Below are 25,512 nucleotides of genomic sequence, written 5' to 3'. Positions count from 1 at the left end.
TTTTTCGTATACGTGGGCAAAACGCCTGTCAGAACATAGAGTTGGCGCCACGTTTTAAAGCGGTTTACGCAGTGTAAACCCCTTATTTTTCAGCATTTTTTATAGAGGCACGGGATTACATGGAAATCGGTCTGCGCGAGTGGCTGATCGTCATCGGCATCATTGTGATAGCCGGTATTCTTTTCGATGGCTGGCGCCGTATGCGCGGCGGCAAGGGAAAGCTGAAGTTCCGTCTCGACCGGAGCCTGTCCAATCTGCCGGACGAGGACACCAGCGCCGAGCTGTTGGGCCCGGCCCGCGTCCTGGACACGCACAAAGAGCCGCAACTGGACGAGCACGATCTGCCGTCGGTGAGCATGCCCAACCGCGAAGCCCGCGAGCCGCGTGAATCCGGCTCGAAACGCGGCAAGCGCGGCAGCAACGGCCCGGCGCAGGGCGACTTGAACCTCGACCTCGATCTGGATGGCGGCCCGAGCTTCAGCAGCCGCGATGACGATTTCGCCGAAGACAGCAAGCCTGCACCTGCCGTGGCGGAAAAAGATCAGCCGCAAGCCGAAGAAGTCCTGGTGATCAGCGTGATCTGCCGCGACCCGGCCGGCTTCAAAGGCCCTGCGCTGCTGCAGAACATTCTCGAAAGCGGCCTGCGTTTCGGCGAGATGGATATTTTCCACCGCCACGAAAGCATGGCCGGCAACGGCGAAGTACTGTTCTCCATGGCCAACGCGGTCAAGCCGGGCATCTTTGATCTGGACGACATCGACCACTTCAGCACTCCGGCGGTGAGCTTCTTCCTTGGTCTGCCAGGCCCGCGTCATCCGAAGCAGGCTTTCGACGTGATGGTCGCGGCGGCCCGCAAGCTGTCGCAGGAACTGAACGGCGAGCTGAAAGACGATCAGCGCAGCGTACTGACTGCGCAGACGATTGAGCACTACCGTCAGCGCATCGTCGAATTCGAACGCCGCGCATTGACGCAGAAGCGCTAAGGCCAAAATCGAAAGATCGCAGCCTTCGGCCTGTAGGAGCTGACGAGTGCAACGAGGCTGCGATCTTCTGGCACCGCCGCCGATAATGGAATAAAACTGGAGCAGCCTCGGCTGCTCTTTTGCTTTATGAGAGAACACCCATGACCGCCGCCAAAACCCGCATTCTAGAGCTGCGCGCTGAGCTGGATCAGCACAACTATCGCTATCACGTTCTCGACGAGCCGAGCATTCCCGATGCCGAGTACGACCGCTTGTTCCACGAGCTCAAGGCGCTGGAAGCGGCCAACCCGGAACTGATCACCAGCGATTCGCCGACCCAGCGCGTCGGCAGCATGGCGTTGACTGCGTTCACTCAGGTGCGCCACGAAATCCCGATGCTCAGCCTCGGCAACGCCTTCGAAGAATCCGACATGCGCGAGTTTGATCGCCGCGTCAACGAAGGCCTCGACGTGCCGGCCGGCGATCTGTTCGGTGGCGGCGCGGCGGTGGAATACAGCTGCGAGCCGAAGCTCGATGGCCTGGCGGTCAGCCTGCTGTATCAGGATGGTCTGTTGGTGCGCGGCGCCACCCGTGGCGATGGCACCACCGGCGAGGACATCAGCGTCAACGTGCGTACCGTGCGCAATATTCCGCTGAAGCTGCACGGCGAAGGCTGGCCGGCGACGCTGGAAGTGCGCGGTGAAGTGTTCATGTCCAAGGCCGGTTTCGAGCGCCTCAATGCTTCGCAGCTGGAAATCGGCGGCAAGACCTTTGCGAACCCGCGCAACGCGGCAGCAGGCAGCCTGCGCCAGCTCGATTCGAAGATCACCGCCAATCGTCCGCTGGAATTCTGCTGCTATGGCATCGGTCAGGTGTCTCACGATATCGCCGACACCCACATCGGTAACCTCAAGCAGTTGCAGAAGTGGGGCATGCCGATCAGTCACGAACTGAAGCTGGCCAAGGGCATCGATGAGTGCCTGGAGTACTACCGCGACATCGGCGAACGTCGTAACTCGCTGGCCTATGAAATCGATGGCGTGGTGTTCAAGGTCAACAGCATCGCTGACCAGCGTGAGCTGGGCTTCCGCGCCCGCGAGCCGCGCTGGGCGATCGCACACAAATTCCCGGCGATGGAAGAACTCACCGAGCTGCTCGACGTGGAATTCCAGGTCGGCCGCACCGGTGCGGTGACGCCGGTGGCGCGTCTGAAACCGGTGAAGGTCGCCGGCGTCACCGTGGCCAACGCCACGTTGCACAACATGGACGAAGTGGCGCGACTGGGCCTGATGATCGGCGACACGGTGATCATCCGCCGCGCCGGTGATGTGATTCCGCAAGTGGTGCAGGTAGTCACCGAGCGTCGCCCCGATGACGCGCGCCCGGTGGCCATTCCCGAAAGCTGCCCGGTGTGCGGCTCCCACGTTGAACGCACGCAACTGGTCAAGCGCAGCAAGGGCAAGGAAACCTTCAGCGAAGGTGCGGTGTATCGCTGCGTCGGCCGACTGGCCTGTGGCGCGCAATTGAAGCAGGCGATCATTCACTTCGTCTCGCGCCGGGCCATGGACATCGAAGGCTTGGGCGACAAGAGCGTCGAGCAACTGGTCGACGAAGGGCTGGTCAGCTCGCCGGCCGATCTGTATGCGCTGAAGTTCGACGACATCGTCGATCTGGAAGGCTTTGCCGAGGTATCGAGCAACAAGCTTCTCAAAGCCATCGAAGACAGCAAGCAACCGAGCCTGGCACGTTTCATCTACGCCCTCGGCATTCCCGATGTCGGCGAAGAAACGGCCAAGGTGCTGGCGCGTTCGCTGGGTTCGCTGGAGCGCGTGCAACAGGCCTTGCCGCATGTGCTGACTTACCTGCCGGACGTCGGCCTGGAAGTGGCGCACGAGATTCACAGCTTCTTCGAGGATGCGCACAACCAGCAGGTCATCAGCGAACTGCTCGGCCATGGTCTGCAGATTCAGGATCAGGGCGAGCTGGGCGCCGAATTCGCCGCCAGTACCACCCTGGGCGGCTTGCTCGACAAGCTGCACATTCCTTTCGTCGGCCCCGGTGGCGCGCAGAAACTGGCCGACCGCTTTGGCTCGCTGGATGCAGTGATGAGCGCTGACTGGCTGGATATGCGCCAGGCATTGCCGGAGAAGCAGGCCAACTCGGTGCGCGAGTTCTTCGCCTCGCCTGAGCATCGGCAACTGGCCGAGCAGGCCGAGCAGCAATTGCGCGATTTCGGCATGCATTGGCAGAGCGAGAAGAAAGTTGTCGAAGGTCTGCCATTGTCCGGCGAAACCTGGGTGCTGACCGGCAAGGTCGAGTTGATGAGCCGGGATGTGGCCAAGGATCATCTGGAAAGCCTGGGTGCCAAAGTCGCCGGTTCGGTGTCGGCGAAAACCCATTGCGTGGTCGCAGGCCCGGGTGCCGGGTCGAAACTGACCAAGGCCAACGAACTGGGGGTGAAGGTCATGGACGAAGAAGCGTTTATCGCCTTCCTCAAAACCCACGGCGTCGCTGTCTGACGGTGTGAACCCCTGTGGCGAGGGGATTTATCCCCGCTGGGTTGCGCAGCGACCCCAAAACCCTGCGCCCGATCATCTCATCTGTATCGCGTGTACGGTTTTTTGCGACTGCTGCGCAGTCGAGCGGGGATAAATCCCCTCGCCACAACGGCGGTGTCACTCAGGAGCGGGCTGTATTCGGGAACGATGTTGTCTTCCGGATGATCTAGTCTTGGCCAGTCCCAGGGAGAGATCGCCATGCACCGCTTCTTCGAGCAGCTCAGTTCCCGCATCATCGCGCCGTTCGTGGCCGGATCCTCGCGCAACAGCAAAGTCTGGCCGTGCCGTTGCGGCCAGTCGCTGTTCTTTCGCAACAGTCAGTGCCTGGCCTGTAACGCCTTGCTCGGCTATCAACCTGAAGAAAGTCGCCTGACCTCGCTGCAACCGGGGCCGGAAGAGGGCACCTGGACGCTCGACGCCGATCCCGACGCCGGCCTGTTCCGCCGCTGCGCCAACCTCGACATGCCCGCCGCGTGCAATTGGCTGCTGCCGGCCAATGATCACGACACCTTGTGCATCGCTTGCAGCCTCAACCGCACCATTCCCGACCTGTCCGTCGCGGAAAATCCCGAACGCTGGCGCAAGGTCGAAATCGCCAAGCGCAGACTGGTCGCGCAACTGATCACCCTCGGCCTGCCGGTGATCCCGAAAACCGTCGACGAAGAAACCGGACTGGCGTTCGACTTCATTGGCGTAGACCTCGAAGGCAACGCGCCGATGACCGGCCACGCCAATGGCCTGATCACCCTCGACATCAAAGAGGCCGACGATGCACACCGTGAGCAGGTCAGGGCGGCGATGCACGAACCTTACCGCACGCTGCTCGGGCATTTTCGCCACGAAGTCGGCCACTACTACTGGGACCGCCTCATCGCCAACGGCCCTTGGCTGGACGCGTTCCGCAATCTGTTCGGCGACGAACGCGCCAGTTACGCCGAGGCGCTGGACCGGCATTACCAGCAAGGCGCACCGCTGGACTGGCCGCAGCACTACGTCAGTGCCTACGCGACCATGCACCCGTGGGAAGACTGGGCGGAAACCTGGGCGCATTACCTGCACATGATGGACGCGGTCGACACGGCGCTGGGCTTCGGCATGAGCGCGCGGGAAATGGACTTCGACTATCAGCCGTTTCCGACCAGCACCCTGTACGACCCCGAGCATCCCGGCGGCACGGCATTCCTGTCGTTCGTCAATGCGTGGATCGAACTGGCCGGCATGCTTAACGAACTGTCGCGCAGCATGGGCCAGCCGGATTTCTACCCGTTCGTACTGCCGGCGGCGGCGATCGCCAAGTTGCACTTCATTCATCTGGTGATCCAGCAGGCGGGCGGAAGGGCGGATGAGGTGCTGGCCTTGTAGGTGTCGCAGGCCGTGATGTTTATGTCCTTGAAGCCGTTCAGGTTTTTTATCTGCAACCAACGGTTGTAAGTTCATCTCAGACAGGTACAATGGCGCGGCTCGCCGACAGGCAAGCGTCGTTATGGTGACCCCATCGGTCCCCCCGCAACGATTACCCGTGAACCTGGTCAGATCCGGAAGGAAGCAGCCACAGCGGGAACATTGTGTGCCGGGGTGTGGCTGGTGGGGGCACCACCTTAACGAACCTACCGAGAATTCAAAGAGAACTGCATGGGTTTCGCCCACTGCGGTTTTTTTATGCCTGCGATTTGGCTAGTGGCGTTGATCCGCCATCAGAAACGCGCGGATCAGCAGCGCAGCGTCCCGGTGCCCGTGCGGCTGTCGACCGCGAACAGTGGCATACTCCCTCGCCTGGCATTGAGAGGTAAGGCAAGTGGGTGAAATCGACGATCTGACTCGTGAAAAACTGCGCGAATGGCAGATGCGGCGTCTGGAAGTCAAAACGCAGATGCAGGATCAGCCCGAGCGCACGCTGGAGTTGTCGCGAGTGCTCGACCTGATGGATGAGGAGCACGCTGCGATTCTGGCGGCTTCGACCGTGTTCAACGCGGCTGAAGAAACTGCGCAGCCGCTCGCGGTGCAGGACCAGCCCGTCATCACTGAATCGGTGGCCGGCCAGTACGACCTGCAACTGCACGCCAGCGCGCAAAACCCTGAACACCTGCGCAAACTGCTGGAAATGGCGCTCTACGAAGTGCAGGCGCAGATCGATGCGGGGGCGATGGCCAGCGGCACTGAACGACGTGGCATGTCCGGCACGCTCGGCGGCTACTCCTTCGAACTGCGGATCAGCCCCGAGTCCGGCAGTGAGGGAAACTTGCCGCAGTCCCATGAAATGCACGACGAGAATGACCAGGACTGATCTGGTGTTGTATTAAAGCCCAGGCGGCGAGGTTGTATGCACCCGGAACATTTTGATTTGGCCACCCCGGTATTTCTGCCCATCACCCATGATGCGTGTACGGCGCTGTTGCAGCCCGAGGGTGTCGCGACACTGGCAAGCCTGAGCGACCCGGAACTTGCGGCAGTGCTGGTTATTCAGAACCTCGCCCAGGCCACGGAACAGGATCTGAGCGCCAGCGCCGCGGAGAAGATTCTCGCCAGACTCATTGACTGGTCTGTCACCTCCCGGCGCACCGGATCGGCAGGACTGCTTGCAGAGGCGCGGCGTCTGTTCGATTCGCGCAAATTGTATTTCGGCCTCAATGCGCTCAAAGGCCTGAACTTGCGCTTTCTCATGGCCGATGAAGTCGCCGCGCAGGCATTTCTGTTGCCCGGCGGGCAGTGGGATGTCGACTACAAGATCCGCCATCAGCAACAGAACAACCCGTTCATTCAGCAAATGGTCACGCCACGCGAGCGTGAACACTGGTTAAGTGCGGCGCAGGACAAACTGCTGCGAACCTTCCGTGCCAACCTCGACGAAGACCTGCACGTGCAGGGTTATGCGGGCATCGGCAAGAGCTACATGCTCAGCGCGCTGATCGAGTGCCTGCGCTCGAAACGCACTCTGGTACTGGCGCGCACCCCGGCGAAACTGGCGACGCTGCGCAAGCACATCGTGCAGGTCCACGACACGGAAATTGGCCAGACCTTTTTCGATTTCGCCCAGGCGCAGCTGCTCGGTCCCCGGTTGCCTATGGCCAGAGCGCCGGCGCGTCTCCCGAGCAAGCAGGCGCTGGCGCAGGAGCTGAATATCTTCGGCTTTCGCCACCACGACGGGCCGGGCACCCTCGAGGTTTGTCTGCGCGTGCTCAAGCTGTACTGCGCCTCAAGAGATCACACGCTGTCCGCCAGGCACTTGCCGCACTTCCAGCAGCCCTTGACCGGCGCAGACTCGCAAGCGCTGCTGGAATACTCCAGTCGCCTGTGGGTGTATCTGGAAGCCAATCCGGCCTGGGCCAGCCAGAGCGGTTTTCAGACGTTGTTGATGGTCAAGCGCGCCAGTCTCGCCAGTTGCCGCGTCCCGCCGCGCTACACCCATGTGATCATCGACGAAAGCCAGGATGTGCCGGCGTCGCTGCTGCAAATCATCGAGCGCGGGCAGCAGGTGCTGATCACCCTCGGCGATGAGTATCAGCAGGCCACGGGCGAGGCGCCCAAGCGCAAGCGTGAAGTTCGTCAGAGCGATATCTGCTATTCGGTGCGCTCGGGGCGCAATGTCGAGCGCCTGGTCAATCCGCTGATCTCGCGTCACACGCACAAGAGCAAAGTGCCGTTTGAAGGCGCTCGACACGCCGACGTCGATATCGAGTACTACCCGCAAGCCTTCGTGCCGCCCGAAGGTTGCGTGGTGCTGACCGCTTCACCGTGGGACACGATGATGTGGGCTATCCACCTGCACGATTGCAATTGCGCCTTCAGTTTTCCCGACCGGGAAGCGCAGGACGACATCAAGCATTTCATGACCACCGCCATCGAGCTGTTCCGCCGCGACTTCTATAACGCCGGGTCCAGCGAGAAAGGACCGCACCCGTATTTCAGCGACATGGCTGATTGGCAGCAGGTGCGCGCCGCCAACCAGTTCGATGAAGCATTCTTGTGGATCGAGGCACAGTTGCAAAACGGCTTCATGATTGCCGACCTGACGCGACTGAGCCAAAAGATCATCGAGCCGGGCAAAGCCTGCCTGTTGATGATGGCCGAGCGGGCTGGCGGCATGGAGTTCAGGCGCGTGCTGTTGACCCGGACGTTGCTCAGTAACGAGAAATTCAAGGACGCCTACGAGTTCGATCAGCGCATCTGCGCGGTGTACATCGCCGTGTCTCGTGCCCGGCAGCAGCTTTATCTGCCTTATGACGTGGTCGAGTGGATCGATTATCACCATAGCCGTGAGCCGAAATTCCGCGAATCGCACGGTTATTGACCCGGCCAACCCTGTGGAAGCCGGTTAGGGTGTGGTTGATGAGGCGCCGGTGTACAACCGGATTATGTCGTCGATCTCGCCGGACATTTTCATCCGCAGCAGCGTGCGCAGGATCCGCTGCACCGGCACTTTCGGGTCGTTCCGCACATAGCACCCTATATTCTGTTCCTGCAGCACCGCGACCCCTTGCAGCTGCTGCTCCGGCAGCAGGCGCTGATTGATCCAGTCCAGCGTCCACTGATTGCTCACCGCATAGCGATATCGCCCGGCGAGGAGCTTTTCCAGGACCTGTTCCTGATTGCGCGCGTCTTCGCGTTGCAACTGGTCGGCGTCGAACAGCGGTTGCAGGGTAGGGTAGCTATAGCCAAGAACGGTGCCGATGGCCTGGCGCGGCAGCTGGGCGGGATCGATCTGCGCCGGGTATTCCTTGCGGCTGATCAGCAGGTCGCGCTGGAACCACAACGGCACGCTCCAGATGTAATCGCCGGACTGATTCGGCAGCCACGACTGTGCGGCATAGCAGCGCACGTCGATGTCGCCGTGCTCCATGGCGCTCTGTACCCGCGCGCGCGGCAGGACGACGAATTGCGCGGGCGCGCCGACCTGGGTCGCCAGGCTGAGCAGAATGTCATGCAGGATGCCCTGGGTCGGTCTGCCGCTTTGCAGTTGCACCATCGGCATCGCCCAACTGTCCGGCACGGCGAAGCGCAACGGCGCTTGCGCTGCCATCGCGTTGAGGCTGATACCCAGCAATGCCGCCACGGCCCACCGCATAGACGCTCCGGTAATTCCCCATCCCGAGCTGATAAAAGCCTCTGCTGATGCAGCTTAGCCATATTAGACGAGGACACCGGATGCAATTTTGCCCTTGCTCCGCTAGCATTAGCCGCTTCTGCTTCCTTCGCTGCGACGGTTTTCGATGAGTTATCAGGTTCTTGCACGTAAATGGCGTCCGCGCTCGTTCCGCGAAATGGTCGGCCAGACCCATGTGCTCAAGGCTCTGATCAATGCCTTGGACAGCCAGCGGCTGCACCACGCCTACCTGTTCACCGGGACGCGCGGGGTCGGCAAGACCACCATCGCGCGGATCATTGCCAAGTGCCTGAACTGCGAGACAGGTATCACTTCCAGCCCCTGCGGCGAGTGTTCGGTGTGCCGCGAGATCGATGAAGGCCGTTTTGTCGACCTGATCGAGATCGACGCCGCCAGCCGCACCAAGGTCGAAGACACCCGCGAACTGCTCGATAACGTGCAGTACGCGCCAAGCCGTGGGCGCTTCAAGGTCTACCTGATCGACGAAGTGCACATGCTTTCCAGCCATTCCTTCAATGCGCTGCTGAAAACCCTCGAAGAGCCGCCGCCCTACGTCAAGTTCATCCTGGCGACCACCGATCCGCAGAAACTTCCGGCAACGATTCTTTCGCGTTGCCTGCAGTTCTCCCTGAAGAACATGACGCCCGAGCGTGTGGTCGAGCACTTGACCCACGTTCTGACCGCGGAAAACGTACCGTTCGAAGACGATGCACTGTGGCTGCTCGGCCGCGCGGCTGACGGTTCGATGCGTGACGCCATGAGCCTGACCGATCAGGCCATCGCGTTCGGTGAAGGCAAGGTCCTCGCGACCGACGTGCGCGCGATGCTCGGCACACTGGATCACGGTCAGGTCTATGACGTGCTGCATGCGCTGATCGAAGGCGATGCCAAGGCGCTGCTCGAAGCCGTGCGTCACTTGGCCGAGCAAGGTCCGGACTGGAACGGCGTGCTCTCGGAAATTCTCAACGTGCTGCACCGCGTGGCCATCGCTCAGGCGCTGCCGGAAGGGGTCGACAATGGCCACGGCGACCGTGATCGCGTATTGGCTCTGGCCCAGGCGTTGCCGGCCGAAGATGTGCAGTTCTATTACCAGATGGGCCTGATTGGTCGCCGCGACTTGCCGCTGGCGCCGGACCCGCGTGGCGGTTTCGAGATGGTCTTGCTGCGGATGCTCGCGTTCCGCCCGGCGGATACGGCGGACGCGCCGAGGCAACCGCTAAAGCCAGTGGGGATCAGCCAGGCCACAGTTGATTCCGCAAACTCAGTGGCTGCCGCGCCGAAGCCTGCGCCGGTGGTCGCTGCGGCTGTTGCGCCCACACCTGCGCCCGCACCGGTAGCGGCGCCGGTTGCCGAGCCAGAACCTGTGGCGCCGGTTGTCGAAGCACAACCGGAGCCTGAGCCAGTCGCCGTCGAAGCCGTGGTCGATCTGCCGTGGAACGACCCGGTGGAAGCCGAGGCCGAGCCTGCGCCCGCTCAGCAACCCGCTGTCGAACCAGTGCTGGAAACCGCTGGCGAGCAGCCTGAATTGCCGCCGATGCCGCTGCCGACCCCGGACAGCGTGGTGCCGGATGCGCCGGAGTGGGCCGCTGCGCCAATTCCCGAGCCGTCCGTCGCCGACGTCGATGCCGCTACGCCGGGCATGGACATGGACGACGAACCGCCGCTGGATGAAGACTACATCGAGCCGGACATGGATTCGGCCTACAGCTATCTCGACGAACTGGCCAGCGAACACGCCGCCGATCCTGAGCCTGAGCCCGAGCCGGAACCTGCCGCCGCGCCGGCCACCGGTCTGGCCCTGCAATGGCTGGAGCTGTTCCCGAAACTGCCGATTTCCGGCATGACCGGCAGCATCGCCGCCAACTGCACGTTGATTGCGGTCGATGGCGATCACTGGCTGATGCACCTTGACCCGGCCCACAGCGCCCTGTTCAACGCCACGCAACAGCGTCGTCTCAACGACGCGTTGAACCAGTTCCACGGGCGCACGCTGACGCTGACCATCGAGCTGATCAAGCCCGAGCAGGAAACCCCGGCCCAGGCCGCCTCGCGCCGCCGCGCCAATCGCCAGCGTGAGGCGGAGGAATCGATCCACGGTGATCCGTTCATCCAGCAGATGGTTCAGCAGTTCGGCGCAGTGGTGCGAAGCGATACTATTGAACCTGTCGACGCCTTGGTCACCCAAGGCTAATAACTGAAGGTGCTCGGCCTCGATGGCCGGGCGCTGTTTTATCCAAGTACGTTTGAGGTGATTCCCATGATGAAAGGTGGCATGGCCGGCCTGATGAAGCAGGCGCAGCAGATGCAGGAAAAAATGGCCAAGATGCAGGAAGAACTGGCCAACGCCGAAGTCACCGGCAAGGCCGGCGGCGACATGGTCACCGTGGTGATGACCGGTCGTCACGACGTTAAAAGCGTGAGCATCGACCCAAGCCTGGTCGAAGGCCTGAGCGAAGACGACAAAGAGATGCTGGAAGCCGTGGTCGCCGCCGCCGTCAACGACGCCGTGCGCAAGATCGAAGCCAACAGCCAGGAAAAAATGGGCAGCATGACCGCCGGCATGAACCTGCCAGCGGGTATGAAACTGCCATTCTGATTCGCCATTGGGCGGCAGATGAGCTACACAAAATGCCAGGCATCGCGCCTGGCATTTTTGTTTCTGGCCCAGTAACACCGCGCCCTGTAGGAGCTGTCGAGTGAAACGAGGCTGCGATCTTTTGATTCTATTGTTTACAAGCAAGATCAAAAGATCGCAGCGTTCCGCAGCTCCTACATGAATGTGGTGCATTGCGAAACATCGAACGCCCGAAAACCTTAACGGTCTGCTCCCTATACACCGAATTCCCCATTCACAGGAGACGCTGACATGTCCGACCCTCTCACCCTCAATCAACGCTTCGTCCTCGCCTCGCGCCCGACCGGCGCGCCGACCCCGGAGAACTTTCGTCTCGAGCGCGAGGCGCTGCCGGATCTGCAGGACGGCCAGGTATTGCTGAAAACCCTGTACCTGTCGCTCGACCCGTACATGCGCGGACGTATGAGCGACGCACCGTCCTACGCTGCGCCAGTGCAAATCGGCGAAGTTATGACCGGCGGCGCGGTCAGCCGGGTCGAGCAGTCCAATCACCCGAAATTCCACACCGGTGATCTGGTGGTTGGCGCCACCGGTTGGCAGAGCCACAGCATCAGCGACGGTCGCAACATCATGCCGATCCCGGCCGGCCTGCCGAGCCCTTCGATGGCCCTCGGCGTACTGGGCATGCCGGGCATGACCGCGTACATGGGCCTGATGGACATCGGCCAGCCGAAAGAAGGCGAAACCCTGGTGGTGGCTGCGGCGTCCGGCGCCGTCGGCTCCGTGGTTGGGCAAGTGGCGAAGATCAAAGGTCTGCGCGCGGTCGGTGTGGCCGGTGGGGCCGAGAAGTGCAGATACGTCGTTGAGGAGCTGGGTTTTGATGCCTGCATCGACCACAAGGCCGATGACTTTGCCGAGCAACTGGCCAAGGCCTGTCCCAACGGCATCGACATTTATTATGAGAACGTAGGCGGCCATGTCTTCGATGCCGTCGTGCCGTTGCTCAATCCCAAGGCGCGCATCCCGTTGTGCGGCCTGATCGCCGGCTACAACGCCGCCGAAGCGCCGACCGGCCCGGATCGCCTGCCGATGCTGCAACGCACACTGTTGACCAAACGTGTGCGGATTCAGGGCTTCATCGTCTTCGATGACTATGGTGATCGTCAGCCGGAATTCATCAGCCACATGGTGCCGTGGGTACGCGACGGCAAGGTGAAATTCCGCGAGGATGTGGTCGAAGGCCTGGAGCAGGCGCCCGAGGCTTTCATCGGTCTGCTGGAAGGGCGCAACTTCGGCAAACTGGTAGTCCGGGTCGCCCAGGACTGAGGATTTGACGCTGGCCAGAGGCGCGGGTATAAACCGCGTCTCGTTGTTTAGTCGGACTGTTTAACCATGAGCTTCAGCCCTTTGATTCGCCAACTGATCGACGCTCTGCGCACCTTGCCGGGCGTGGGTCAGAAAACCGCTCAGCGCATGGCGTTGCAGTTGCTCGAACGTGATCGCAGCGGCGGTACGCGTCTGGCCCAGGCCTTGAGCCAGGCCATGGAAGGCGTCGGCCATTGCCGCCAATGCCGCACGCTGACCGAAGACGATCTGTGCCCGCAATGCGCCGACCCGCGCCGCGATGACACGCTGCTTTGCGTGGTCGAAGGGCCGATGGATGTTTATGCGGTAGAGCAGACCGGCTTCCGTGGCCGCTATTTCGTGCTCAAGGGGCACTTGTCGCCGCTGGATGGCCTCGGGCCTGAAGCGATCGGTATTCCGCAACTGATGGCGCGGATTGAAGAGGCGGGGACCTTTACCGAAGTCATCCTCGCCACCAACCCGACCGTGGAAGGCGAGGCGACGGCGCACTACATCGCGCAGTTGCTCAACAACAAAGGCCTGGTCGCCTCGCGGATTGCCCACGGCGTGCCGCTGGGCGGTGAGCTGGAGCTGGTCGACGGCGGCACGCTGGCGCATTCGTTTGCCGGGCGTAAACCGATTTCCCTCTGAATTTGCGGCGTCTGAACTGACGCCTTCGCGAGCAGGCTCGCTCCCACATTGGTTTTGTGTCGTTCACAAATCCCCTGTGGGAGCGAGCCTGCTCGCGAATGGCGCGCCGCGGTCCATCTGATTCACACAATTTCATTGATAACCAAGCAAGCGCTCGGTTAACGTCGGCGAACCCTTCCGTGGAGCTCGCCCATGCCTGCCTTTCAGGAATACTTCGACCCCAGCCACCAATTGGTCCGCGACAGCGTCAGACGTTTCGTCGAACGCGAGATCCTGCCGGACATCGATCAGTGGGAAGAAGCCGAAAGCTTTCCCCGTGAGCTGTACCTCAAGGCCGGTGCGGCGGGCATTCTCGGTATCGGCTATGCCGAAGCGCTTGGCGGCAGCCATGAAGGCGATCTGTTCGCCAAGGTCGCCGCCAGTGAAGAGCTGATGCGCTGTGGCTCTGGTGGCCTGGTGGCGGGGCTGGGTTCGCTGGATATCGGCCTGCCACCGATCGTCAAATGGGCGCGGCCTGAGGTGCGAGAGCGGGTCGTCCCCCAAGTGCTCAGCGGCGAAAAGATCAGCGCCCTGGCGGTGACCGAGCCCGGTGGCGGTTCCGACGTCGCCAACCTGCAAACCCGCGCCGTGCGTGACGGTGACTTCTACCGGGTCAGCGGCAGCAAGACCTTTATCACCAGCGGCGTGCGCGCGGATTTCTACACCGTCGCGGTGCGTACCGGTGCGCCGGGGTTTGGCGGCATCAGTTTGTTGCTGATCGAGAAGGGTACGCCTGGTTTCACCGTGGGTCGGCAGTTGAAGAAAATGGGCTGGTGGGCGTCGGACACGGCTGAATTGTTCTTCGACGATTGCCGCGTGCCTGTAGGAAACCTCATCGGCGGGGAGAACATGGGCTTCGCCTGCATCATGGGCAATTTCCAGAGCGAACGCCTGGCCCTGGCGCTGATGGCCAACATGACGGCGCAATTGGCGCTGGAGGAGAGCCTGAAGTGGGCGCGCGAGCGGGAGGCATTCGGCAAGCCCATCGGCAAATTTCAGGTGATCAAGCATCGCCTCGCCGAAATGGCCACGGCGCTGGAAGTGTCGCGGGAGTTCACGTATCGGCAAGCGGCAAAAATGGCGGCGGGGCAGAGCGTGATCAAGGAGATTTCCATGGCGAAGAACTTCGCCACCGACACCTCGGACCGTATCACCACCGAGGCCGTGCAGATTCTTGGCGGGCTCGGTTACATGCGCGAAAGCCTGGTGGAACGGCTGTATCGGGATAACCGCATTCTCTCGATTGGCGGCGGGACGCGGGAAGTGATGAACGAAATCATCAGCAAGCAGATGGGGCTTTGACCAAAAGCGTGAGGGCTGCTTGTGAGCAAGCTCGCCCGGAGGGACAGCGAAGATAACTTGAATCAAATTCGCCGCGAAGGCGGGGTGACTGCATCACGGACTGGCAGGTACATTCCCCAAGAGCAGTACAGCAGGATGACTTTTTACCAAGGACAGGTATTTTTCATGACCGGCATTACCCCAGCACCCCCACATCTTCCGTTCGTGGCCAGTACATCTGATAACCACGCGCACCCACCAGCCGACAAAGTCGAGTCGTTGACCACCCCTGAGGGATCAAGAGGGGATATTGCGTTACCTCCCGACGTTGACAGAATCGCCGGCGCCGAATTGCGCCGCTTGGGCAATCTCGGAGGAGCGTTGTCATGGTCGATTCCCTTGAACACAGACGAGCAGCGCCGCTTGCGTCTTGTCACCATGAGCCATCAACACCATTTGGGCGATCAGCCGCTGGTCATGCAAATCAAGGGCGGTGTGCTGGAGTTCCTGAACTATTGCCACCCCATCCCCTTAATGGCGCAGCATGAGCCGGCGAAGATGCTCGAAGCGTTGGTCGACTCCCCACAGGGGCAGCTGATGGGCAAAGCGCTGCAACATAAAATGCAGGGCATGGAAAGCGATAGAAGCGTCACGGATTACCTGCTGGCCGGGATTGCTCTGCAGCTGGATCCTGAATCAATCGTCGCCCCCGTGCGCAATAAAGTCGCTGGTTTTGACCTGGCCAGTGAGCAGTATTGGGGAAAGGCTCCGCGCGCGGTCGTGGATGGTCTTGCTGAGCACTTGAGCTCGACCGGTCGCACCAGCGCCGCAATGGCAAAAATCGGTGCCCGCATCCTGATTGCCAGAATCGCCCCGTCTCTGTTGATTCAGCAGGTTCCCCCTAATGTAACAATCGGCAGCCAGGCCTGGGCCAACGTGACGATCGCGGCAATGACAATAGAGGCGTTGCACCCTGGCAAGGTTCTCGACATGACGTTCGCTCAGGTCATGAATGATGCTGACCAATTCCGCCAGATCGATACCGCCGTCACTCAAAGCGCCCGGACAGTTTCGGTACTGGATTGGGCAGTAGCCAACGGAGTGATAAGAAGAAACTACGATGACGCGTACACCGCCGCGACACTCGAAACGGCGAGAAATGCATTCAACGCACAACTTGATCAGCGACTTGCTGCCTCCAGCATATTGACCAGTGAGATACCAACGCGCAGAGAAATCGCACTGGCAATCCTGAAGAAGCGATTTGGTGATCTCGGTGCGCTGTTTGAAGTGAAGGCGCTCAGTACAGATATGTATCGAGGGGAAAACGGGCAAAGAGGGTTCGGTGGCACTCATTCGCTTCTGGATTACGCAATGATGGACCTGCCGAATCTGCGGCCCCTCAAGTCAACCGACGCTCGCCTTCCGCTGGAGGCTGTAAACCATAACCCGGCATTTGGCGTGCTGGCGGCTTTCGAAGAGCAGTTCGCCAATGCAATCAGCGAGAAAAAATCCGCCGTCGCTGCAACGGTCAGGCACATGATCGCGCAGCTTCCATTGGCAGACAGAAAAACTCTGCAATTCGCAAAACTCACCTTCTTTCAGGAGAGTTCGTATACATCCGACGGTTTTTTCAATAACAGTCCGGAACAAAAAGAGCCCTGGCTGCTCCTCAGAACCGAGCTGCGCGGAAGCTTCCAGGCATACGAAATCAATTTCGAAAAAGGTGCGATTGAACAGGCGAACCTGAACAGAGCGAAGAGCAAGCAATCAAGAGATGCCAACAAATATTTCACGACCAGAGAGCTCAAACCAGGAGACACCGAAAATGATCTGGGTCGCGAGCAATCCTTGAACGACTCACTATTGGACAGCTTCAACAGCGCGCGTGCCCGTGGCATTGCCGATGTATTTGTCCAGCACCTTGATCTCGATGATCCTGCAATAAAGCAGTTGGCACGCGGGCAAACCCCGTTAGATGAATATTTCGCTCCAAGGCCCTTGAACGATTTTCTGCTGAACCTGATTCCTTTCCGCTCTGCAATAGCCAATCTTCGGGCCGGTAGTTATGGCGAGGCAGTATTTGATCTGCTGCTCGACGTGTTCGGATTTCTCACTGCTGGTGCCGCCACTGCCGGCAAACTCCTGAAGATCGGACGTACTGCCGTTTCTGCCGGAGCCAAGGTATTAAGGTCGGCCAACGTTATCGGTGTGTCGGCCATAGAATTGCTCAATCCCGTCGGTGGGGTGGGAGATTTGGCCAGACTTGCCGGCGTTGGCGGCTTGTACGTAGTGTCCAAAGGCGTCAGAGCGATCAACAGGCTCAGGGGGGCAGCTGCCAGTTACGATGTCTTGAAGGCGGTGAGCAAACAGTACGACGCTGCGGCGATCGGGGGGTTGAATATAGCGGGACACAAGTTGGAGGTCGCTGCGGTCCTCAGGAGCGGACACTGGTACGCCTTTGACGCCGATTCCATGAGGCCTTTCGGTCGTCCGCTCGAGGACTTCGAAGTTGCGACCCAGGCTGTTGCAGGCCAGGTCTGGACAGCCCATATAGACGAGGCGCTGGCGCTGAGTCATGAGCGCTACGGTCGCCTTGCGGTACCTGAATCGCGTATCGCCGGGCTTACGCGCAACAGCCAGGGTGTCTATGTTGCTGCCGATGGGTATCTTTCCCATGTACGCCATATTGATAACCGGGGTACAACGGCTGTGTACGAAGTGCGACAGGTCACGCGCACGGAAGACGGCGTCGTTCAGGCGCGGGTTTATCACAATACCCGGCAAACCGAGTTGCTGATCCAGCATGTTCACGGTGACCAGTGGCAACGCCTGGGTTTATCCGGTGGTGGGAATATTACCGCTGAACATTTGCGAGCGTGGGAGGCGTTGTCGCGCGAGGAACAGCTGACACTCACTCGTCGGGGCTTTGCACGTCAGAAGCGCGTCTCTGCAAGAACCTTTGAATATTACGTAAACGCTGACGGCCAACTAAGTGCTACAGGACTGCTCCTGCGTGACCGCGCTGCCGGGACGGCCTTCAATGCGGTCACTGCAGCGCAGGTTCGTAGCTGGCAATCCATGACGCAGCAAGCGCGCGATGCGATGACCCTTGAAGGATTTGCCGCTCACCATCACCTCCAGCCGCAGACGTTCAAAAATCACGTACACGTCGATGGCAGCCTGTCGCTCCAAGGTGAATCGCTGCTGTACCGGGAGGGTGGTGGCATATATAACAAAATTACCGATGAACATTTACGCTTGTGGCAGGAGCTATACGACCAACCGGACAATTCAGTCACGGCAGGGCAGTTCAGGCAACAACACGGGCTCGATCCACGACTGTGGGAGAAATACGTTCACAGCAATGATTCTCTGAAAGACGCTGCTCTGCAACGTGTCGCGCGGATCAGCACCACCGGGCCGGCAGCAGGCCGTTCAAGCGTGCAGAGAATCACGGGCGCAAATCTGCGAGCGTGGGAAGCCCTGTCAGCCGAGGAACAGTTGCGGGTTACACGGAAGGGGTTTGCGCAGGAACATCATCTGTCCATAAAAACCTTTGAGCACTTTGTACAACCTGACGGTCAGCTAAGCGCTACGGGCGTACTTGTGCGAGACCGTCCAATGGGCTCGCCCTACAATGAGATAACCGCCGAGCACGTCCGTAGTTGGCAAAACATGACACAGCCGGCGCGCGATGCAATGACCATAGATGGATTTGCCGCACATCACCATTTGTATCTCAATACATTCAGGTCGTACGTACGGAGCAAAGGGACGTTGACTCCTGGCGGAGAAGCCCTGTTGTTCAAGGCGGGTGGGGGGGCCTACAAGACGATTACCGATGAGCATTTGCGTGAGTGGAGCAAGCTCCTGGCCCAAGGGGATGGATCGATTGCCGAGGAGGCGTTCCTGCGTCAGCATGAGCTGAACCCGAACCTGTGGAGGTTTCAAGTCAACCCCGATGGTTCCTTTAGAAAGGCGACTGAGCAACGTCTGCAACAGGCAAAGAAAAACCCCGCACTACCCGCGGTCCAGGCGCTGGGTACACACAGGAACAGAATCACCGCCGAGCATTTGCGGGCCTGGGAGGCGCATTCACCTCAAGAGCAGCGCAAGCTGACCCCGCCAGGCTTTGCCCAACAGCACCACCTGTCTTTGAAAACCTTTGCCCACTATGTGAAGTCTGACGGCCGGCTGAGTGACGTCGGCGTGCTGGTGCGCGACCGCCCCGCCAACATGCCGTTCAATATGGTGACTGCCACGCACGTCCGCAGCTGGCAAGGCATGTCAGAGCAAGTGCGAGACGCAACGACCCTGGAAGGATTTGCCGGTCAGCACCATTTGAACCCGGGAACACTGAAAAACCACGTGCATGCGGACGGGCGCCTGACTGCGATTGGTGAGACGCTTTTGTTCAAGGCAGAGGGTGGTATCTATGAACCGATTACCAATAAGCATTTACGCGATTGGAGCGAGCTCGTTGCCAGTGCGGACGACGCTGTCACGCCAGAACAATTCGTCAGGCGCAACAAACTGAACCCAATCAAATGGAAAAGATACGTTAATGACAACGGTTCATTAAAAGATGAAGCGGTGCGACGTCTGGATCGTGCAGGGCAGAACAGCACGCCGTCTCCTGACGTTACCGAAGCGGATCTGGACGCCAAAACAACCAAAGTGACGGCTGAACATTTGCGGGCCTGGGAGACATTATGGCTCAAGAAGCGGTTAGGGCTGACCCCTGAAGAGTTTGCCCGCAAGCATAATCTCTTCCCTAAAACCTTCGCACATTACGTAGAGCCTGATGGCACGCTGAGCGCTACTGGCGTGATTGTGCGTGATCGCCCTGCTGGAATGCCTTTCAATAAGATAAGCGAAGTCAACATTCGTCGTTGGCAGAGCATGACCCAGCAGGCGCGTGATGCAATGACCATGAAAGTTTTTGCTGATCACTACCACCTGAATCCCGAACGGCTGAAATCGTTTGTGCGGCTAAATGGCCGTTTGGCCCCCAGCGGCGAGGCGCTGATGAACAGGCTGGTCGGTCGCACCTACAAGACGATTACCGACGACCATTTACACCATTGGCGAGAGCAGTTCTTGCAGCCTGACAACTCAATGACACCTGAGCAGTTCATACGCAAATACGAGCTCAACCCGAGCCGTTGGGCAATTTTGGTTGACGCAGACGGCACCTTGAAAGAGGCCGCCACGCGCCGTCTCGATCGAGCGGAGCAACATATCGCGGCGGAGCAGGCGGGTGCGAGCACGACACGAAAGCGGCCAGCATCAGATCCTTTGGATCCGCCGCCGCCGCCGCCGAAGGCGGCGGCCCAGGCCAGCTCGACCGATACGCCGGAGGATGCAGAAGTCCCCGGGCCGTCTTCGGCGGTCGAGCCTGTTGTAATCAAGACCGAGCCCGGTGTCTCTACGCCGTTACGTCGCCATCAGATCGACAATACTCTGCCGATTCTGCAGGATCCGGCGAATCCGAGACTCAGCTTGACCCGGTCACTTGAAGGACCCATTGATGACATTCGTATCGCCTACTGGAATGGTCTGCGTGATGGACTCGACAGTGCAACGAAGAAGCGGGTTTCGGCTCAGATCAAGGCGTCGATAAAAGACTGGCTGCGTACCGAGGGTCAACATCAGTCCCGATTTGATGAGTGCCTGGAGGTAATCATCTCGTTGGATGATGGTGGGCCGACCCGAGGCGCTTCGGTATGGGCGCGGCGCGATATCTCCCAATTTGAAGTACTCGGACCTTATGCGGGCAAGTACCATCCATCAGAGGCATCGTTGTTTCAGGAGCAGCGCAAGCAAGGTTCAGAGGCCGTGCTGACTTATATTTTCGGCACACGTTCGGTGAAGCGCACGGTGAGCGGGCTGCACACTGGCAATACCTTGAGCCTGATCAACACTTCGCAACTGAAAAGCGGACCTGTGTGGAAGTCGAATAATGTCATCTCCATTGCGGTCGGGAAAAACCTGACGTTCTATGTGGCGCTTTCGGATATCAAGAAGGGAGATGAATTGTTGTTGGACTATGGGCCGTTCTATCAGCCAGTGCCTGATATCGCGATCAAGCCAGATCCGGACCAATGAGTTGAAGTGTCTCTGGTTTGATTGTCAACACTGGCAATCCAGGAAGACGCGGCGGGACAGGGAAGTGATGGACGAGATCATCAGAATGCAGATAGGGCTTTAGATCTTGCGGTGCAGCTGACGGCCCCTTCGCGAGCAGGCTCGCTCCCACAGTTGAAATGCATTGCCCTGTGGGAGCGAGCCTGCTCGCGAAAGCGGCCTGTCAGACGCTGCTTATTTATCGGTCAAAGCAAACTGCGTCAGGCAGAACGTAGGAATGCCCATGTCCTCAAGGCGCTGCGAACCGTGCAGCTCTGGCAAGTCAATGATCGCCGCCGCTTCATGCACCCGCGCGCCCATGCGGCGAATCAGGTTGGCCGCTGCGATCAGCGTACCGCCGGTGGCGATCAGGTCATCGAACATCACCACCGAATCGCCTTCACACAGGCTGTCGGCATGCACTTCCAGAAACGCTTCGCCGTACTCGGTCGCATAACCTTCGGCCAGCACGTCCGCCGGCAGTTTGCCTTGCTTGCGGAACAGCACCAGCGGCTTGTTCAACTGATAAGCCAGTACCGAACCGATCAGGAAACCACGGGCATCCATGGCGCCGATGTGGGTGAAGTCGGCTTCGACGTAGCGGTGGGCGAAGCTGTCCATCACCAGGCGCAGGGCCGTCGGCGACTGGAACAGCGGGGTGATGTCGCGAAAGATCACGCCCGGCTTGGGGAAGTCGATCACGGGGCGGATCAGGGATTTGATGTCGAAGGAGTCGAAGACCATCGGGGTGTCCTGGCAGGGCTGCAAACGGCGCAGTATACCCGCGGCTGAAACGATTCGCTCAACCGCGGGTCGTGATCAGCCTTCGATCGAACCGCCGGCCAGCGCGCACAGCTGGATCGGGTCGAGGATATGGATCTCCTTGCCCTCGGCGGCAATCAGCTCGTTCTGCTGGAAACGGGTGAACACCCGCGACACGGTTTCCACCGCCAGGCCCAGGTAATTGCCGATTTCATTGCGCGACATGCTCAGGCGGAACTGGTTGGCCGAGAAGCCGCGAGCGCGGAAGCGTGCCGATAGGTTGACCAGAAAAGTGGCGATGCGCTCGTCAGCGGTCTTCTTCGACAGCAGCAGCATCATTTGCTGATCGTCGCGAATCTCGCGGCTCATCACCCGCATCAACTGGCGGCGCAGTTGTGGCAATTGCAGCGCCAGTTCGTCGAGGCGCTCGAAGGGAATTTCGCAGACTGACGTAGTCTCCAGCGCCTGGGCCGAGACCGGGTGTTTTTCGGTGTCCATGCCCGACAGTCCTACCAGTTCGCTTGGCAGGTGGAAACCGGTCAGTTGCTCTTCGCCGGCATCGCTCAGACTGAAGGTTTTCAGCGCGCCGGAGCGGACTGCATAAACAGAATCGAAGGTGTCGCCTTGGCGAAAGAGGAATTCGCCTTTCTTCAGCGGGCGGCCGCGTTTAACGATTTCGTCAAGCGCATCCATGTCTTCCAGATTCAGAGAAAGTGGCAGGCAGAGCGGGGCCAGGCTGCAATCCTTGCAGTGGGCCTGGTTGTGAGCGCGCAGTTTGACTGGCTCGGACATTTCTTCAATCCTTGTGGGAAAACACACATAAGCCGTAAGGGTAACCCAGCAAAGGACATTCAGGCCAGCGCGCTGCGGCGTTGTCCTACAGACATAAAGCCGCAGCACCTACGGCCGATAACCCGTTATCAGCATTCATCCAAGGAAGGCCCCCGATGACCGCCATTGGCACGCTAAGCCCCGGTAGCAGCGGTATTGCTGCTTCGCCGGAGGTAACCGGTCCCGACGCTGCAGTGGGCCGCGAGGACACCTTGTCACGTACCGCAACCCCGACCTTGGTCGAGGGTGTCAAAGTGTCGCTGTCCGGCGCGGCCATCGCCAAATCCGCCGCTGTCGGCGGCGAAAACAGTGACATCGACAACAGTGGCTTGCCGGAGAACATCCAGCAGTTGCTGAAGATGATTCGCAAGATCCAAAAGGAAATCATCGAGAAAAAAGCGCGCATGGCGGCGGTCATGTCAGACAGAACCCTCTCCAACGAGGAAAAGATCAACAAGCTCGCCGCATTACGTGGCGCCATCGCCGCCCTCAACAGCGGCCTGATCACCGCCAACCTTTCCTTGTCGAAAGTCATGAACCAGTCGGCGCTCAACCCTGATCAGAACCTCAAGGTCGGCTCGTTGCTGACCAAGCCTTAAATCACTCGGGAGAAACGCTGGCGGTTCTGCTGCTCCAGGTACGCATCGAAGACCATGCACACCGAACGCACCAGCAATCGGCCCGCCGGCAACACCTCGATGCGCTCGCGCTCGAGCCTGATCAGGCCATCCTCGGCCATGCCTTGCAGCTGCGGCCACAGCGCACCGAAATAGCCCTGGAAATCGATGTTGAATTGCTGCTCGATCTCGGCGAATTCGAGTTTGAAATTGCAGATCAGCTGCTGAATCACTGCGCGGCGCAAGCGGTCGTCGGCGTTGCACACCAGGCCGCGACTGGTCGCCAGCTGCGCGCTGGCGAGGCTGTTCTGATAGGCGTTGAGGTCGCTGCTGTTCTGGCAGTACAAATCGCCAATCTGGCTGATCGCTGACACGCCCAGACCAATCAGGTCGCAATGGCCGTGGGTGGTATAGCCCTGAAAGTTGCGTTGCAGGGTGTGTTCTTCCTGAGCGATCGCCAACTCGTCATCGGGCAGGGCGAAGTGATCCATGCCGATGTAGCGGTAGCCGGCAGCGGTCAGTTGCTCGATGGTGCGCTGGAGCATCTCCAGTTTGTGCGCAGGGCTCGGCAAGTCGCTGCTGTTGATCCGCCGCTGGGGCATGAAGCGTTCCGGCAGGTGCGCGTAGTTGAATACCGACAGGCGATCCGGTTGCAGACTGATCACTTCCTCGACGGTGCGGGCGAAATTGTCGGGCGTCTGCTTCGGCAGGCCGTAGATCAGATCGATGTTGATCGAGCGAAATTGCAGGGTTCGCGCCGCATCGATCACCGCGCGGGTTTCTTCCAGACTTTGCAGGCGGTTGACCGCACGCTGCACCGCCGGGTCAAGATCCTGCAGGCCAATGCTGACCCGGTTGAAACCCAGTTCGCGCAGCAGGCCCATGGTCGACCAGTCGGCTTCGCGCGGGTCGATTTCAATGCCGTAATCGCCCGAGTCATCGTTGAGCAGATTGAAATGCTTGCGCAGGTGCGCCATCAACTGACGCAACTCGTCGTGGCTGAGAAAGGTCGGTGTGCCGCCACCGAAATGCAGTTGCTCGACGGTTTGCGCCGGGTCGAGGTGGCAGGCAATCAACTGGATTTCCTGCTCGAGCCGTTGCAGATACGGCTGCGCACGGCCGCGATCCTTGGTGATGACCTTGTTGCAGGCGCAGTAGTAGCAAATGTTCGCGCAGAACGGCACATGCACGTACAGCGACAGCGGCCGCTGCGCCTTGCGGCTGTCGCGCAGGGCGTGGAACAGGTCGAAAGTGCCGACCTGACCGTGAAATTGCACGGCGGTCGGGTACGAGGTGTAGCGTGGCCCCGCCAGATCGTAGCGGCGGATCAGATCAGAGTCCCAACGAATGGCGTCGAGCATGCGGGCATTCCCCCGGATAGGCTGGCAGTGTGGCGAGTCTAGGGGAGGGCGTGACAGGGCATGTTGATTTGCATCAACGGCGAGGATTTGGGTTGTTCGTGCGGGCCTCTTCGCGAGCAGGCTCGCTCCCACAGGTCTTGTGTTCGCTGCAAGTCTCATGTGGGAGCGAGCCTGCTCGCGAAGGCCGCGCCGGCGGTCTAATGACCCATGAGCCAATGCTGATGCGGCCCGGGCAAGGTCCAGATCCCGAACACAATCACCAGCAAGCCCCCCGCCATGCGCACGCTGCGTTTGCGCAGGATCGCGGTGACTCGTTCAGCCGCGAGCCCGGTGGCGAGCAGCACCGGCCACGTGCCGAGGCCAAACGCAAGCATCAACAGCGCGCTGTCCAGCGCATTGCCTTGGCTGGCGCTCCACAGCAAGGTGCTGTAAACCAGCCCGCACGGCAGCCAGCCCCACAGCGCGCCGAGCAGCAAGGCACGCGGCAGGCTGGAAACCGGCAGCAAGCGATTCGCCACCGGTTGAATAAAGCGCCACAAACCACGCCCGAGCGCTTCGATACGCGTCAACCCGCTCCACCAGCCGGCGAGGTACAAACCCATGGCAATCAGCAGCAACCCGGCCAGTACGCGCATGAACAGCGCCGCCGGGCTGTTGGCGACTGCCCAGCCGGCGAGGCCGATGAGCAATCCCGCCGTGGCATAACTGAGAATCCGCCCGAGGTTATACGCCAGCAACAGACGAAAGCGCCGGCTGCGCTGCTCCTTGGGGATCGCCAGGGTCAGCGCGCCCATCAGACCGCCGCACATACCCAGACAGTGGCCGCCACCGAGCAGGCCGAGGATCAGCGCTGAGACCAGCAGGGGCGCCAGTTCAAGCATGGGGTGGCGCCTTGTCGTCCGGTTTGCGTGCGTTGGCTTCGTCCACCGCAGCGGTGTGGTTGGGATCCTGATCGTCAAAAAGGATGCTGTGCGCCGGGCCGTCGAGGTCGTCGTACTGACCGCTGTCCACCGCCCAGAAGAAGATGTACACGGCGATGGCGACGATGAGCAAGGCAGCGGGAATCATCACGTAGAGAGCTGGCATCGGTAACTCCAGGCCCGCGCGGCTCAGGCCGGCAGCGGGCGGGTTTGGGTCGGGCTGCTGGCGGCCGGCGCGCTCGGCAGACGAGTCAGGCGCAGGGCGTTGAGCACCACGGTCAGCGAACTGATCGACATGCCGACCGCCGCCCACACCGGAGTGATCCAGCCGAGGGCGGCGAACGGCAACATGAGGCCATTGTACAGCGCTGCCCACAGCAG

At 60.3% G+C, this 25,512-nt stretch carries 19 protein-coding genes and 1 other RNA gene; 13 read left to right on the top strand and 7 right to left on the bottom strand.

Features of this window, described 5'->3' with window-relative positions; genetic code table 11:
* The first annotated feature begins 119 nt into the window (after positions 1-119).
* The 6 genes from zipA (at position 120) to D6877_RS16995 (ending at position 7,808) form a co-directional block, all read left to right on the top strand.
* Positions 120-983, top strand: a complete 864-nt coding sequence (gene zipA / locus D6877_RS17020) for a cell division protein ZipA (RefSeq protein WP_041479106.1) — start codon at positions 120-122, stop codon at positions 981-983.
* A 140-nt stretch (positions 984-1,123) separates the two neighbouring features.
* The gene (gene ligA, locus D6877_RS17015; RefSeq protein ID WP_130911534.1) at positions 1,124-3,481 is read left to right on the top strand and encodes an NAD-dependent DNA ligase LigA; all 2,358 of its coding nucleotides are present in this window, start codon (positions 1,124-1,126) and stop codon (positions 3,479-3,481) included.
* A gap of 237 nt (positions 3,482-3,718) precedes the next feature.
* A complete protein-coding gene (locus D6877_RS17010) occupies positions 3,719-4,882 on the top strand; it encodes a putative zinc-binding metallopeptidase (RefSeq protein ID WP_130911533.1) in 1,164 nt (387 codons plus the stop codon).
* A gap of 131 nt (positions 4,883-5,013) precedes the next feature.
* An RNA gene (gene ffs / locus D6877_RS17005) (signal recognition particle sRNA small type) lies at positions 5,014-5,110 on the top strand.
* A gap of 205 nt (positions 5,111-5,315) precedes the next feature.
* Positions 5,316-5,804, top strand: a complete 489-nt coding sequence (locus D6877_RS29410) for a hypothetical protein (protein WP_178083702.1) — start codon at positions 5,316-5,318, stop codon at positions 5,802-5,804.
* Between the two features lie 36 nt (positions 5,805-5,840).
* Entirely contained in the window at positions 5,841-7,808 is a 1,968-nt protein-coding gene (locus D6877_RS16995) for a hypothetical protein (RefSeq protein ID WP_130911532.1), read from the top strand.
* Positions 7,809-7,832: 24 nt separating this feature from the next.
* On the opposite strand, the gene D6877_RS16990 is transcribed toward D6877_RS16995, so the two are convergent.
* On the bottom strand, positions 7,833-8,582 hold the full coding sequence (locus D6877_RS16990) for a transporter substrate-binding domain-containing protein (RefSeq protein ID WP_130911531.1): 750 nt from the start codon (positions 8,580-8,582) through the stop codon (positions 7,833-7,835).
* A gap of 145 nt (positions 8,583-8,727) precedes the next feature.
* On the opposite strand from D6877_RS16990, the gene dnaX reads away from it, so the two are divergent.
* From dnaX to D6877_RS29405, 6 genes are all read left to right on the top strand, one after another.
* Positions 8,728-10,812, top strand: coding sequence for a DNA polymerase III subunit gamma/tau (dnaX, locus tag D6877_RS16985; protein ID WP_130911530.1), 2,085 nt, complete (start codon positions 8,728-8,730; stop codon positions 10,810-10,812).
* Positions 10,813-10,878: 66 nt separating this feature from the next.
* Entirely contained in the window at positions 10,879-11,217 is a 339-nt protein-coding gene (locus tag D6877_RS16980) for a YbaB/EbfC family nucleoid-associated protein (RefSeq protein ID WP_003223337.1), read from the top strand.
* A 270-nt stretch (positions 11,218-11,487) separates the two neighbouring features.
* A complete protein-coding gene (locus D6877_RS16975) occupies positions 11,488-12,522 on the top strand; it encodes an NADP-dependent oxidoreductase (RefSeq protein ID WP_130911529.1) in 1,035 nt (344 codons plus the stop codon).
* A 66-nt stretch (positions 12,523-12,588) separates the two neighbouring features.
* Positions 12,589-13,191, top strand: a complete 603-nt coding sequence (gene recR / locus D6877_RS16970; protein WP_016773861.1) for a recombination mediator RecR — start codon at positions 12,589-12,591, stop codon at positions 13,189-13,191.
* 192 nt (positions 13,192-13,383) lie between these two features.
* The gene (locus tag D6877_RS16965) at positions 13,384-14,532 is read left to right on the top strand and encodes an acyl-CoA dehydrogenase family protein (protein ID WP_130911528.1); all 1,149 of its coding nucleotides are present in this window, start codon (positions 13,384-13,386) and stop codon (positions 14,530-14,532) included.
* Positions 14,533-14,697: 165 nt separating this feature from the next.
* Positions 14,698-20,622, top strand: a complete 5,925-nt coding sequence (locus D6877_RS29405; RefSeq protein ID WP_178083701.1) for an SET domain-containing protein-lysine N-methyltransferase — start codon at positions 14,698-14,700, stop codon at positions 20,620-20,622.
* 213 nt (positions 20,623-20,835) lie between these two features.
* Here D6877_RS29405 and D6877_RS16955 read toward each other — a convergent pair whose 3' ends face one another.
* On the bottom strand, positions 20,836-21,384 hold the full coding sequence (locus tag D6877_RS16955) for an adenine phosphoribosyltransferase (protein WP_130911527.1): 549 nt from the start codon (positions 21,382-21,384) through the stop codon (positions 20,836-20,838).
* Between the two features lie 75 nt (positions 21,385-21,459).
* On the bottom strand, positions 21,460-22,194 hold the full coding sequence (gene fnr / locus D6877_RS16950) for a fumarate/nitrate reduction transcriptional regulator Fnr (protein WP_016773865.1): 735 nt from the start codon (positions 22,192-22,194) through the stop codon (positions 21,460-21,462).
* 155 nt (positions 22,195-22,349) lie between these two features.
* On the opposite strand from fnr, the gene D6877_RS16945 reads away from it, so the two are divergent.
* Positions 22,350-22,832 carry a hypothetical protein gene (locus D6877_RS16945; protein ID WP_130911526.1) on the top strand — a complete coding sequence of 161 codons (483 nt, stop codon included), beginning with the start codon at positions 22,350-22,352 and terminating at the stop codon, positions 22,830-22,832.
* On the opposite strand, the gene hemN is transcribed toward D6877_RS16945, so the two are convergent.
* The 4 genes from hemN to D6877_RS29960 form a co-directional block, all read right to left on the bottom strand.
* The gene (gene hemN / locus D6877_RS16940) at positions 22,829-24,211 is read right to left on the bottom strand and encodes an oxygen-independent coproporphyrinogen III oxidase (protein ID WP_130911525.1); all 1,383 of its coding nucleotides are present in this window, start codon (positions 24,209-24,211) and stop codon (positions 22,829-22,831) included. The two genes, D6877_RS16945 and hemN, sit on opposite strands and share 4 nt — an antisense overlap.
* Positions 24,212-24,408: 197 nt before the next feature.
* The gene (locus D6877_RS16935) at positions 24,409-25,092 is read right to left on the bottom strand and encodes a sulfite exporter TauE/SafE family protein (RefSeq protein WP_130911524.1); all 684 of its coding nucleotides are present in this window, start codon (positions 25,090-25,092) and stop codon (positions 24,409-24,411) included.
* Positions 25,085-25,297, bottom strand: a complete 213-nt coding sequence (gene ccoS / locus D6877_RS16930; RefSeq protein ID WP_130911523.1) for a cbb3-type cytochrome oxidase assembly protein CcoS — start codon at positions 25,295-25,297, stop codon at positions 25,085-25,087. Before ccoS ends, D6877_RS16935 begins: the two co-directional genes overlap by 8 nt.
* A 23-nt stretch (positions 25,298-25,320) precedes the next feature.
* A partial coding sequence (locus tag D6877_RS29960) for a hypothetical protein (RefSeq protein ID WP_241662916.1) occupies positions 25,321-25,512 on the bottom strand: 192 nt, incomplete at its 5' end.

The organism is Pseudomonas sp. Sample_9 (genome assembly GCF_004307535.1).
Classification (GTDB): Bacteria; Pseudomonadota; Gammaproteobacteria; order Pseudomonadales; family Pseudomonadaceae; genus Aquipseudomonas; species Aquipseudomonas mercuritolerans.
Note: the sequence above shows the minus strand (reverse complement) of the source record. Positions and strands in the feature narration are given on the sequence as shown.